The organism is Chryseobacterium gossypii, assembly GCF_041361455.1.
GTDB lineage: Bacteria > Bacteroidota > Bacteroidia > Flavobacteriales > Weeksellaceae > Chryseobacterium > Chryseobacterium gossypii.
The window spans coordinates 90,265-103,532 of record NZ_JBGCUR010000001.1; the positions used below are offsets into that span (position 1 = coordinate 90,265).

Genomic DNA, 13,268 nt, shown 5'->3' on the forward strand with positions numbered 1-13,268 from the left:
TAAAAAATATAGTAACATTCTAAACGTTAATATGGGGAACGTAGAAAATAAAATGTGGTATCCTGTACTTGATATTAATAATATCCATTATCTTTGCGCAATTAATAAATCTCTTAATGTTGGATGAAAAGGTTGTTTGATGCTTTTAGTGCTCTTTACAATGGGGATAATATTGTGAAAATCACGAAGTTAAGATATGTGCCCAGGTGGCTGGTTATCTTTATTGATGTCATAATTGTTTTTCTTTCCATCTTACTATCACGTATACTTTTGGATAATCTGAATGTAAAGGTGAACTTTCCCGAGTACTCACTTGAGAAAAGACTTATCCTCATAGGTGTGAACATCATGTTTATGTATGTTTTCAAGACTTATGCAGGTATCATAAGGCATTCTACTTTCTTCGATTTTTTTAAAATTATTCTATCTTCCGGAAGCACGCTTATTACGCTTTTAGTTCTTAATTATATATTAGAGACAATGATGGGTAAATCATTGTATCTGTACCCTAACCTTTTTTTATATTTTCTGATCTCTGTATCCCTGATGTTCTTCTTCAGGATGGTCACGAAGCAGTTTTTCAATATGCTGATAGATATTAGGGGAGCCTCTTCCCGGGTAAGGGTTGCGGTGGTAGGAGTTGGAGAAGTTTCCATAGCACTGGCGAGGGCCATTATGCATAATCCTAATTATCCTTACCGGCTCGCCGGGTTTATTACAAACAGACAGGATTCCCGTAAAGCCATATTGCTGGGATATAAAATATATAATAAAAACCAGTTCTTCACTGACGAAAAATTGATAAGACAGTTTGATGCGGTTTTATTGATTAAAGAAATCATGCCTAAGCAGGAACTTGAAGAGTGGATGACATTGGCCCTGGATAATGGGTTGAAGGTGCTTAAAGCTCCAACGCTCAGCAAAATGAGGGATTCCGATCTGGTAGGAGGGATCAGCCATCTTCAAATAGAGGATTTGCTGAACCGTAAACCTATTAAAATTGAAAGTGAGGAAGTCAGAAGAAGACATTTTGATAAAGTGGTCCTGGTAACGGGAGGAGCAGGATCTATTGGCAGCGAAATTGTAAGGCAGGTTTCCCAATTTAATCCTTCACTTATCGTTATGCTTGATCAGGCGGAATCACCTTTATATGAACTGGAACTGGAGCTACTTGAGAAGTTCCCTGATCAGAAATTTAAGTTTATACTTGCAGATATTTCCAACAGCTACAGGCTTGAAAAATTATTTGAGACTTACCAATTTTCGATGGTATATCATGCTGCAGCTTACAAACATGTACCTTTAATAGAGGATAATCCTCATGAGGCTATTTTTGTGAACATTCTGGGAACCAAGAACCTGGCACTGCTGTCAAAAAAATATAAGGTCAACCGTTTTGTAATGGTATCCACAGATAAAGCTGTAAATCCTACCAATGTGATGGGAGCTTCCAAAAGAGCCGCCGAGCTGTTTGTACAGTCTTTACAGAATTCTGAAGGCAATACGACAAAATTTATCACTACCCGTTTTGGTAATGTGTTGGGGTCGAACGGATCTGTTATTCCTCATTTCAGAAGGCAAATTGAAAAGGGAGGACCCGTAACAATTACCCACCCGGATATTATCCGTTATTTTATGACCATTCCGGAAGCCTGTGAACTGGTGCTCCAGGCCGGAACGATGGGGAATGGAGGGGAGATTTATGTTTTTGATATGGGTGAACCGGTTAAGATCCTGGATCTTGCCAAAAGGATGATCAAACTTTCAGGCTATACACCGGATATTGATATCAAAATTACATTTATTGGCCTGAGACCGGGAGAAAAGTTGTATGAAGAGCTTTTAAGCAATAATGCCACAACCATCCCTACCCATCATGAAAAGATCATGATATCTAAAGATCCCTTGATGGAATTCGAACAAGTGGACTTTTTATGTAAGCAAATTATAAGGTCGGCTGTGAAAAGGGATAAACTACAGGTTGTGAGGATTCTTAAAACGATTGTCCCTGAATTTATAAGCAATAATTCAGAATTTGAGGTTCTGGATAAGGAATCTGAAGCCAAGATTGAAGAATAAAAATATTGAACCAGATACTTTAAAAGATTAATAATCATATTTTTGTAAAAAAATTTCTAAAATGAATTTTAAATATTTTGTTTATGCTGTTTTATGTCTAACGTTCTTTTCTTGCACTACCAGGCAGGAGATCAGCTATATGAAAGACATTGATGGTATAGTATTGGATAACTCAATTAAAAACAGCAGAAGCACTTTACAACCGGGAGACCAGCTTATAATTACAGTATCTGCGAGAGATATGGAGGTGGTTAAACCTTTCAATCAAACTTATTCTTCCGGTAATACTATTGCACAATATTCTATTCCGAGTTCTAATAACCTTCCTCAGCAAAGCCCTGTTTCAGGACCTACTTATATTATAGACACAGACGGGAATATAATTTTTCCTCAAATAGGAGAAGTAAGTACCAAAAATGAGAATATAGAAACATTAAGAGTGAAATTAACGGATCTTCTTAAAGAATACGTTAAAAATCCTGTGGTTGATATAAAGCTTGTTAATTTTAAGGTATCTGTCCTGGGAGAAGTAGCCAAGCCCGGAACTTACGTAATACCTGACGGTAATACCACTTTATTGGGAGCGCTTGGTATGGCAGGCGATCTTACTACTTTTGGTATGAGAAATAATATTTTGATAGTGAGAAATATTGATGGACAAATTACCAAGGAAAGAATAGATCTCACAAGTGCGAATTTTATCAATTCTCCTTTTTATTACTTAAAGCAAAACGATGTCATTTACGTGCAGCCAAATGCCAACAGAGAAAAATCAGCAAGGCTGGACCCTAATACGGGCTTATATATATCCATTGCTTCTGTAATAGCGTCTATTGCCATAGGAGTTTTGGCTTTAACCAAATAATCTTTCATTGAAATAAGAATTTACAATAAATAACTATTCTGCACAATATCAATTATTTGTATAGAATTTTAATGAGTTTAAATACAACCATGAAGAAAATTATTGCATATATTATCTTGTTATCGGTCATGGCAATATCTTGTAAACCTAAACAGAATATGGTATACATGTCTGATCATAACATGGAGCAGGAAGTGGCACAGGCTAAGTTCAAAGGGCTCCACATCCAGGAAGGAGATGTGCTTTTAATCCTTGTCTCCGCACTTGATGAAGCAGCCGTAAAGCCTTTTAACCTTAATACAGCCAATAAAGTAGGTAGCGAGACCACCACTGGCGTTAATCAATATGTACAGCCCAGTGAATATCTGGTTAATGAAGAGGGATATATCAATTTTCCTGTATTGGGAAACGTTTATTGTAAAGATATGACCCAGGTTCAGCTTAAACAGGAGCTTGAGTCCCGATTGAAAAAATATCTTACAGATCCGTTGGTAACAATAAACCTGAAAAATTTTAATGTAAGTATCCTGGGGGAAGTAAAGGCTCCGGGACAAAAAGAAAGTGCAACTCAAAAACTGAATATTTTCCAGGCATTGAGCTTAGCCGGTGATATGACGGATTATGGAGACCGTAAGAATGTGAAGCTTATCCGTACCGGAGATGATGGAGCTGAACAGGTGATAAACCTGGATATTTCAAGAGCTGATATTGTAAATTCACCATATTACTATATGAAGCAAAATGATGTACTTTATGTACAACCGGACAAGAATAAGCAAATACAGGCCAATACCAACCCTAACCGTGCACTTACATTCCAGATCATTGCTTCTGCACTGGGGGTAGCAACTCTTATTATTTCTTTAACCAGATAACAGAATATGCAGCAGATAGAATTTCAGGAAACGGAAGAAGTATTGAACATCAGGAAAACCATCGGGCCATACTTACGAAAATGGCCATGGTTTGTTATCTCCGTTTTGTTATTCCTCATAGGAGCTTATATTTATCTTAGATATGCAGTGCCTTTATACGAATCAGAGACAACTTTAAAATTTGATAAAAAGGAAACAGATCTTACCTCGGCCTTGGCAGATCTTAATAATTTAGGAATAGGACTCAATAATGCCGATGAGCTGAAAAGTGAAGTAGCAGTTGTTACTTCACGACCTATTCTTTTCCAAGTGGTAAAAAATCTTAATCTCAATGTACAATATTTTAGTTCTGGAGAAATCAAAGATTCAGAATTGTTTACCAAAATACCTATTACAGGAGAAATTATAACTTATTCTAATGCTGATAAATTTGTTTCCTCAGAATATACTGTGACGGAGGTAAAAGGAAATAGATTTACATTATGGAATGAGAAAAAAGGGAATATTAAAGGAATATTTAATCAACCGCTCCACTTGGATTTTGGGACGGTGGTACTGCGATATAATCCAAAGTTTCCTTTTCATTCAAAATATAAAATTGTTTTTTCTAATCCTGTAGAGAAGGTTAAAGAACTAGAACGAAAAATACAAGTTGATTTGCCGGACCAGAAGGCCTTATTGATGGATATCAGCATTATAGGGGCAGTACCTGAAAAGTCAGAAGCTATTCTTAATGAAGTAACCAGACAATATAATTTGGATGGTCTAAGAGATAAGAATTTACAAGCTCAGAATACTCAGGAATTTATAGATAAAAGATTGGAGGTTATTACCCGAGACCTTTCGGGAGTAGAAAACGAAAAGGAAGAATTCCAAAATCGTAACCGTATTGTTGATATTCAAGCGCAGGCACAATTGGCCCTTCAAAATACAAACGATAACACAAAAGCAATTTTACAACAACAAACCCAGCTTGATTTATTAAATTCTCTTGCCACAGAAGTTTCAAAAGGGGGGTTAATGCCTTCTAATTTAGGGCTTACTCCTTCATTAGAACAGGCTATTTCACAATACAATACGCTTCTGATCAGTAGAAATAAGACCCTGAAGCAGGCAACCAGTGAAAATCCTGCCGTTATAGAAATGAACAAAGAGATAACGGCATTAAGAGAAATTATTCGAGATAATATTAATGAGCAGAAGGCAACGGTACAAACAACCATAGCTCAACTGAATAATCAGATTGTAACAGATAAAGGGGTGATAGAGAAGGTTCCTGGCCAATCGAAAATTTATCGTGGGATAGAGCGTCAGCAAAATCTGAAAGAACAACTTTTCCTTTTTCTTTTACAGAAGAGAGAAGAGAATGCAATTAATCTGTCAGTAAATGTTCCAAAGGCAAAAATAGTTAATCCTGCTTTTACCCTGGATGTTCCTGTATCACCCAAGAGAAATATGATTTTGCTGGCTGCAATTGTTTTTGGATTATTATTTCCTTTCGCCGTATTTTATTTGTTCTTCCGATGGGATGATAAGATATATAGTCGGGACGATATTAAAGAGCGCTCTCCATTGGGTGTTTTGGCAGATATACCTGCGTTGAAAGAAAAAGAAAATCATTTAGTGCAGAAAAACGACTTTTCTGAACTGGCAGAAGCTTTTAGAGTACTTGTTTCGAATTTAAAGTTTATACTGCCTACTAAAGATTCCGCTAAAGTAATCATGGTAACTTCTTCTGTGAAAGGAGAGGGTAAAACTTTAGTGTCTGTGAATCTTACACTTACTTTGGCAAATAAAAATGGTAGAGCTCTTCTTATTGGTTCAGACATTAGAAATCCGCAGATTCAGCGATATGATAGTGAGCCTATAAAGAGAAAAGGTCTCACGGAATATTTGTATGATGAATCAACCAGTATCGATGAACTAATTCATACGTCAGATACCAATCCATATTGTGATGTGATTTATGCAGGAAGCATTCCTCCAAACCCTCAGGAGCTACTTTCAAATGGGAGGTATCAGAAGCTTATTCAACAAATGTCTTCCAAATATGCATATATTGTTATAGATTCAGCCCCATTGATGTTGGTTTCAGATACCCTTAGTATAGCAGATGTTGCTGATGCCACACTTTACGTAGTAAGATCAGGAGTATCAAGAAATATGTTGATAGATTTTGCCAATGGATTAGTAAAGGAATCTAAATTATCCAATGTGTCTTTTGTGATCAATGATGTATCAAAACATGCTGGAGGATATGGCTATAATTACGGTTATGGTTACGGATATACTTCAGACAAAAAGCAAGAGTGGTGGGAAAGATTTTTTAGTAAATAAACTTATAAAATTCAAATTATATACAATAAGCAGAGACATTATATTATATGAATACACAAATTAAGATTGGCATAATTGGCTTGGGTTACGTAGGTTTACCTTTAGCTCGTCTATTTGCAACAAAATATTCTGTAGTGGGATTTGATATTAACCAGAACAGAATCGAAGAATTAAACGAAGGTAGAGATTCAACACTTGAAGTGGAAGATGAAATGCTTCAGGCAGTTTTAATAAAAGAAAATCCCTTTCATTATCAAAAAGAAGGAGTCTCTGCAGAAGTTGAGGTTTTAGAAACCACCAAGGGATTATACTGCTCTTCAAATATTGAAGATATCAGAGACGCAAACATTTATATAGTAACGGTACCTACTCCTGTAGATAAACATAACCGCCCAGATTTAACACCTTTATATAAAGCTTCAGAAACAGTGGGAAAGGTTTTGAAAAGAAATGACATAGTAATTTATGAATCCACTGTCTATCCCGGAGTTACAGAAGAAGAATGTGTGCCGGTTTTAGAGAAAGTTTCAGGATTAAAATTTAATCAGGATTTTTTTGCAGGTTATTCACCAGAAAGAATTAATCCTGGAGATAAAGAACGGACAGTGGAGAAAATCCTAAAAGTAACATCAGGGTCTACGCCAGAAGTAGGAAAACTTGTAGACGATCTGTATAAATCTGTTATCATAGGAGGAACACATTTGGCTCCAAGCATTAAAGTAGCCGAAGCTTCCAAAGTAATAGAGAATTCGCAACGGGATATTAATATTGCTTTTGTGAATGAATTGGCAAAAATTTTTAATTTACTGGAAATTGATACTCACGCGGTTCTTGAAGCCGCGGGAACGAAATGGAACTTTCTTCCGTTTAAACCGGGGCTTGTGGGAGGACACTGTATAGGAGTCGATCCCTTTTATCTGGCTCAGAAAGCCCAAGATGTGGGATACTACTCAGAATTAATACTTACAGCGAGAAGATTGAATGATTCAATGGGATCATTTGTAGCTTCTCAGGTTGTGAAAACTATGATCAAAAAAGGAATCAATGTCAATGGTGCTAAAGTGTTGAATTTAGGAATAACCTTCAAAGAAAACTGTCCGGATGTACGAAATACTAAAGCTGCTGACGTTATAAAAAGTTTGGAAGATTACTCTTTAAAAGTGACAACATATGACCCTTGGGCTAACCCCGAAGAAGTATTTCATGAATATGGGACATATTCTATAGATTCCATTGACAAAATCGAAGATCAATTTGATGCTATTGTGCTTACCGTGTCGCATAAAGAATTTTTAGATATTGATCTATCAAAATTTTTAAAGAAAGATGGAATTATCTACGATGTAAAAGGATTTTTAAAACACTATGATTCAAGGCTGTAATCAAAGAATATTTATCAAACTTATCCATAATTGATTACAAATATAGATATAATGAAAGTTAATAATATATGCTGCATTGGTGCAGGCTATGTTGGTGGACCGACTATGGCAGTTATTGCGAAATACTGTCCGGAAATTAATGTTACTGTTGTTGATTTAAATCAGGATAGAATTGCAGCATGGAACGACGAGGATTTAAGCAAATTGCCTGTTTATGAGCCTGGCCTCGATCAAGTTGTAGCTGAAGCTAGAGGTAGAAATCTATTTTTTTCAACAGATGTAAATAAAGCTATAAAAGAATCGGAAATGATTTTTATGGCTGTTAATACTCCAACCAAATTATATGGTGAAGGTGCGGGCATGGCTGCGGAAATGAAGTTTGTAGAGCTTTGTATCCGTCAGATCGCTGAAGTAGCAGATTCTGATAAAATTATTGTAGAAAAATCAACTTTACCGGTAAGAACAGCCAATGTAATTAAGGATATTCTTAAGAATTCAGGAAACCCTCATCATTTTGAAATTCTCTCTAATCCTGAATTTTTGGCTGAAGGTACTGCTATCCAAGATCTTATATATTCAGACAGGGTGTTGATTGGCGGGGATAACACAGATACAGGAATAGCAGCGAAACAGGCTTTGGTCGATATTTATGCTCATTGGATTCCAAAAGAGAGAATATTAACAACTAATGTCTGGTCATCCGAATTAACCAAGCTAACAGCAAATTCATTTTTGGCACAGCGTATTTCTTCTATTAATGCTATTTCTGAATTGTGCGAACATACCGGAGCTAATGTAGAAGAAGTTGCAAAAGCTATGGGAATGGATTCCCGGATAGGATCTAAATTTTTAAAACCTTCAGTAGGATTTGGAGGCTCATGTTTCCAAAAAGATGTTCTGAATTTGGTTTATATAGCAAGATCTTTAGGATTGGAGCAGGTAGCGGACTACTGGCATCAGGTGATAATTCAAAATGACCATCAGAAGAAAAGATTTGCCAGAAATATTGTTAGAAAGTTATTCAATACAGTGGCTGAGAAGAAAATTGTATTCTTAGGATGGGCGTTTAAAAAAGATACTAACGATACCAGAGAATCTGCTGCAATATATGTTGCAGACATGCTAGTGGATGAACATGCAGAAATTCATGTATATGACCCTAAAGTAACTGCAGAGCAGATCTATGCTGATCTTGATTATCTGAATACCCGCTCTCCTGAAGAAAACCGAAAGCGTGTTATAGTGCATAATTATACTGCTGAAATATTCAGGAATGCTCATGCTATTGCCATTTTAACAGAATGGGATGAATTCAAAGATTATGATTATAATGCCATCTATCATCAAATGAAAAAACCTGCTTATATTTTTGATGGGCGTAATATTTTAGATCATGATGTGATTCAACAGATAGGTTTTACTTATGAAGGAATAGGAAATTAGATTAAATTTAATATGACAAAGAAAAATTTAATCATATTTGGAACAAGACCTGAAGCTATAAAAATGGCTCCTTTAGTCAAAGAATTTTCAAAATATGGAGAGTTTGAAACAAAAGTTTGTGTTACAGCACAACATAGAGAAATGTTGGATCAGGTGTTGGATTTCTTTGAAATAACACCGGATTATGACCTGAATTTAATGAAGCCTAACCAGAACTTGTATACATTGACTGCAGACATCATTACCGGGCTTAAGCCTGTTTTAGAAGAGTTTCAGCCTGATTTTGTATATGTTCACGGTGATACAACAACAACAATGGCCGCAAGTATAGCTGCGTTTTATGCAGGGGCTAAAGTATGTCATGTAGAGGCAGGCTTGAGAACACACAATAAAAGATCTCCGTTTCCTGAAGAGATTAATCGCCAGGTAGCAGGCCGGATAGCAGATTTTCATTTTGCGCCTACTTCCCAGTCACAGAAAAATCTGATTGAGGAAAATGTAAATGCTAAGGATATTTTAGTTACAGGAAATACAGTAATTGATGCATTGTTAGATAGTGCAGACCGTGTAAATACCTTATCAAATGAAGAGATTGATTATTTAAAAACAATTGTTGACTCTTCAAAGAAATTAATTTTGGTCACAGGCCATCGCAGAGAAAACCACGGGCAGGGTTTCATCAATATTTGTGAAGCTTTAAAAGAGATCGCAGTTTTGAATCCTGAAGTTTTGATTATATATCCAGTTCATCTTAACCCTAATGTAAAAGGACCTGTTCATGAAATTCTGTCAGATATTGACAATGTAAAACTTATAAAGCCATTGGCATATCCTGCATTTGTATGGTTGATGAATCAATCCTATATGATTATAACTGATTCAGGAGGGGTACAGGAAGAGGCCCCAAGCTTGGGAAAGCCAGTTCTGGTAATGAGAGATACTACTGAGCGTCCGGAAGCTGTAGAAGCAGGAACAGTAATTTTAGTAGGAACGGATAAGAATAAGATTGTGGCTGAAACACAAAGTTTATTATATGATACGGTACGGTACAATTCTATGGGGCAGCTCCATAATCCTTATGGAGACGGGCATGCTTGCCAAAGGATTGCAGAATTCATATTATCAGGAAGTTATATAAATTGAATATAAAAGCATTATATAATAAAGTTTTAGGATCAGGAACCCAACAAAAAATAATAAAAGGTGTTTTCTGGTCGTTTTTGGGAACTTTGATTTCCAAAGGGTTTGTATTTATAGCCCTTTTTCTTGTTGCGAGGATATTGTCTGTGGATAGTTATGGTAAGCTGGGATTGCTTCAATCATATATTAATACATTCACTACTTTCAGCTTAGCCAGTTTTGGTGTGACTGCAACAAAATATCTTGCATTATATGCAGAAACTGATAAAAAAAAAGCGAGTGAGATTTATTCATTAACGAGACTGTCTGTATTCTTGTTGGCAGCTCTGATACTTATTTTTTCTTTAATATTCAATCAGGAAGTAGGAGAATATATTGTCGGGAGTCAAAAAATGTCAAAAGAAGTATTTCTTTGTGCATTTGCTATTTTCTTCTCTTCTCTAAATGGGCTCCAGACAGGTGCATTAGCGGGGCTTGAGAATTTTAAAAGTATTTCATTCGTTAATATGGTCAATGGGATTCTTTCCTTACCATTAATATTATTTTCAGCGTATAAGTTCGGAATTTATGGAGTTGTGGTTTCTCTAGTAGTCATTAACTTTTCTATATGGTTATGCTCAGCTTTTCTATTACAGAAGGAATTGAATAAAAAACAGATAAAATTCACTTTTAGAGGGCTAAAGCAACATTTGGAAACGGTATACAATTTTACATTACCTTCCTTTATTAGTAGTATTATGTTAAGTCCTGTTGTGTTGATCTGTAATTCAATGCTGATTAAGAATAGTGTACACGGATATTATCAATTAGGTATATATAATGCTACATTTAACTTTTCTCAGGTAGCCACTTTGTTATTAGGTGTTATCGGACAGGTTACGTATCCATTAACTATGAAAAACTTTGGAAAGGATAATAAAAAATTTGATTTTTTCAATATTAATCAATCCTATGTTATAGGAGTCGTACTTTTTTTACCTATCTTGGTATTACCAGATTTATTTTCAGGCCTTTATGGAGGTAAATATCAGAATAGTGAAATGTATCTTACATTAATAATTGTTTCATTATCTACTATTATTATTGCTCAAAGACAAGGCATTGCTAGAAACTTTGCTGCTGGTAATTTTATGTGGTTCAGTGTATTTTCTAATATGACCTGGGCAGTTATTACCATTTCTGCATGTTATTTATTAATTGATTATGGAGCTATAGGAAGGGCGATTGGTTTTTTAATAGGATATTTTATTAATACTGTAATATTTATTCCCTTTTACTTAAAAAAAGGACTTATCAGTAAAAATTTAATAATTTCAAAAGAACATTTCTTTTTAATCATCATTATTGTACTATCCTGTTTGTCATTTGTTTATTGTTCTAATTTAATAATCAGGATTTTCATAGCTTTATGTTTTTTAGGGTTAAGCCTTTTAACTTTTTATAAATGGTATAATTCTTATGTAAAATGATAGGGAAAATTTTATTTAAATTAAAGAATTTTGTAGAAAAACAAATACATGCCTATAGAATTCAATTGATAAAAGGAAAGAATATTAGTAATAAATCGAGAATATCGAAAGGTTTTAAATTTACTGATATAGGAAAAATATACATAGAAGATTATGTGTATGTAGGTCCCGATGCTTTTATTTCCAGTTTTGGGAAAGTTCAGATTAAACGAGGAACTATAATAGGACCAAGATTGGTTATTCATACTGCCAATCATAATTATATTGACAATATTAAGGCAATCCCTTATGATAAAGAACTAATTATCAAAGATGTTTTAATTGAAGAAAATGTTTGGATAGGTGACAGTGTCATAATATTACCTGGAGTTGAAATTGGAGAAGGATCAATTATTGCTGCTGGAAGCGTTGTTGTTAAAAGTGTACCGAAGTTTTCAATCGTTGGAGGAAATCCAGCAAAGATAATTAAGGAAAGGACCAATATTGAGGATTATTTAATAAACAAAAAGCAGGATAACATTTATTTAAAATTAAAGAATGAAAACTGATATAGTTATTAGAGGGGGGTATGGTTTTGGTAACTTTGGGGACGATGCATTAATGTATACTATTGTTACTGAATTGGAAACAGTTTCAAAAGATATAATGTTGTTATGTCAGTCGGCATCTTATATCAGTAACATTTTGCCTGGTATAAAGGTATTTGACTATCACAAAATTAAACAACCTATTTATTCAAATTTATTGATATATGGAGGAGGAACCCAATTTTATCATTTCAAAAAAAACAGACTTTCTAAAAAAGGATTGAAGGATAAAATATTAAGCCCTAACCATATCAAGAGCTATATAAGAAAAAAAATTCTGAAAAATAATTATATTGAAAATAAATTTCAAATAAGTGATTATGCCAAGCATATAGCATTAGTAGGGGTTGGAGTAGGTCCTTTTGATATCGAAAACTCTTTTGTTGAAAACAAAACAGCGAATTTATTTGCCAAATCTGATTTTGTAGGAGTAAGAGATGAATTTGCCATGAAAAAGGCGAAAGGATGGGGAGTGGATAAACCGGTTCTGTCCCCGGATATTTGTTATTCATTCAGAAGTCATTTTCTGGAAAATTATAAAAATGATTCAAAAGAAATAAAAAAAATCGGGATTATTGTAAGGGATTGGAATTATGCGAACGGAGGAGGTGAATATTATGAACATTTACAGGAAGCATCAGCCAGACTTGAAAAAGAGGGTTATGAGGTTAATTATATCTTATTTGATATCCAGTCTGATCTCTACTGGTATGGGAAAAGAAATGAATTAAATATCATATTATGGAATCCGGAAAAGGATACGTTTGATTCCTTTTTAGAAAAAATTTCCAAATTTGATCTTTTTATTACTGCACGCTTCCATGGAGCTATTTTTGCCACTTTATTACAAACTCCGTTTATTACTATTGAAGTAGAGCAGAAATTAAAATTTATCTCTGAGACATATAAAGAAAGTTCCTTTTGCTGGGAGAGGCCGTTTATCTTAGATGATCTTTATTCTAAAATTGGTTTAATCAATGAAAATTATAATCATAGAAAAAATATGATTACTCAAAAGATGCTTGAATTCAGACACTTGTCCGATCAGATGTTCTCGGAGCTAAAGGAATATTATAAAACATTATAATCAA

Annotated in this window: 10 protein-coding genes; all 10 read left to right on the forward strand. The window is 34.6% G+C overall.

Annotated features, from left to right (window positions below):
- The first annotated feature begins 123 nt into the window (after positions 1–123).
- The 10 genes from ABMQ40_RS00470 to ABMQ40_RS00515 all read left to right on the forward strand — a co-directional run bounded on the left by ABMQ40_RS00470 (position 124) and on the right by ABMQ40_RS00515 (position 13,264).
- Positions 124–2,079, forward strand: coding sequence for a polysaccharide biosynthesis protein (locus ABMQ40_RS00470; protein ID WP_370895409.1), 1,956 nt, complete (start codon positions 124–126; stop codon positions 2,077–2,079).
- Between the two features lie 61 nt (positions 2,080–2,140).
- Positions 2,141–2,944 carry a polysaccharide biosynthesis/export family protein gene (locus ABMQ40_RS00475; RefSeq protein ID WP_370895411.1) on the forward strand — a complete coding sequence of 268 codons (804 nt, stop codon included), beginning with the start codon at positions 2,141–2,143 and terminating at the stop codon, positions 2,942–2,944.
- 167 nt (positions 2,945–3,111) lie between these two features.
- Positions 3,112–3,819, forward strand: coding sequence for a polysaccharide biosynthesis/export family protein (locus ABMQ40_RS00480; RefSeq protein ID WP_370895413.1), 708 nt, complete (start codon positions 3,112–3,114; stop codon positions 3,817–3,819).
- A gap of 6 nt (positions 3,820–3,825) precedes the next feature.
- Positions 3,826–6,156 carry a GumC family protein gene (locus ABMQ40_RS00485; RefSeq protein WP_370895415.1) on the forward strand — a complete coding sequence of 777 codons (2,331 nt, stop codon included), beginning with the start codon at positions 3,826–3,828 and terminating at the stop codon, positions 6,154–6,156.
- Between the two features lie 47 nt (positions 6,157–6,203).
- On the forward strand, positions 6,204–7,538 hold the full coding sequence (locus tag ABMQ40_RS00490) for a nucleotide sugar dehydrogenase (RefSeq protein ID WP_370895417.1): 1,335 nt from the start codon (positions 6,204–6,206) through the stop codon (positions 7,536–7,538).
- 51 nt (positions 7,539–7,589) lie between these two features.
- On the forward strand, positions 7,590–8,981 hold the full coding sequence (locus tag ABMQ40_RS00495) for a nucleotide sugar dehydrogenase (protein ID WP_370895418.1): 1,392 nt from the start codon (positions 7,590–7,592) through the stop codon (positions 8,979–8,981).
- 12 nt (positions 8,982–8,993) lie between these two features.
- The gene (wecB, locus tag ABMQ40_RS00500; RefSeq protein ID WP_370895420.1) at positions 8,994–10,124 is read left to right on the forward strand and encodes a non-hydrolyzing UDP-N-acetylglucosamine 2-epimerase; all 1,131 of its coding nucleotides are present in this window, start codon (positions 8,994–8,996) and stop codon (positions 10,122–10,124) included.
- Positions 10,121–11,590, forward strand: coding sequence for an oligosaccharide flippase family protein (locus ABMQ40_RS00505; RefSeq protein ID WP_370895422.1), 1,470 nt, complete (start codon positions 10,121–10,123; stop codon positions 11,588–11,590). Before wecB ends, ABMQ40_RS00505 begins: the two co-directional genes overlap by 4 nt.
- Positions 11,587–12,138, forward strand: coding sequence for an acyltransferase (locus ABMQ40_RS00510; protein WP_370895424.1), 552 nt, complete (start codon positions 11,587–11,589; stop codon positions 12,136–12,138). The genes ABMQ40_RS00505 and ABMQ40_RS00510 overlap by 4 nt, the downstream gene beginning before the upstream one ends.
- A complete protein-coding gene (locus ABMQ40_RS00515; RefSeq protein ID WP_370895426.1) occupies positions 12,128–13,264 on the forward strand; it encodes a polysaccharide pyruvyl transferase family protein in 1,137 nt (378 codons plus the stop codon). The genes ABMQ40_RS00510 and ABMQ40_RS00515 overlap by 11 nt, the downstream gene beginning before the upstream one ends.
- The last annotated feature ends 4 nt before the right edge of the window (positions 13,265–13,268 follow it).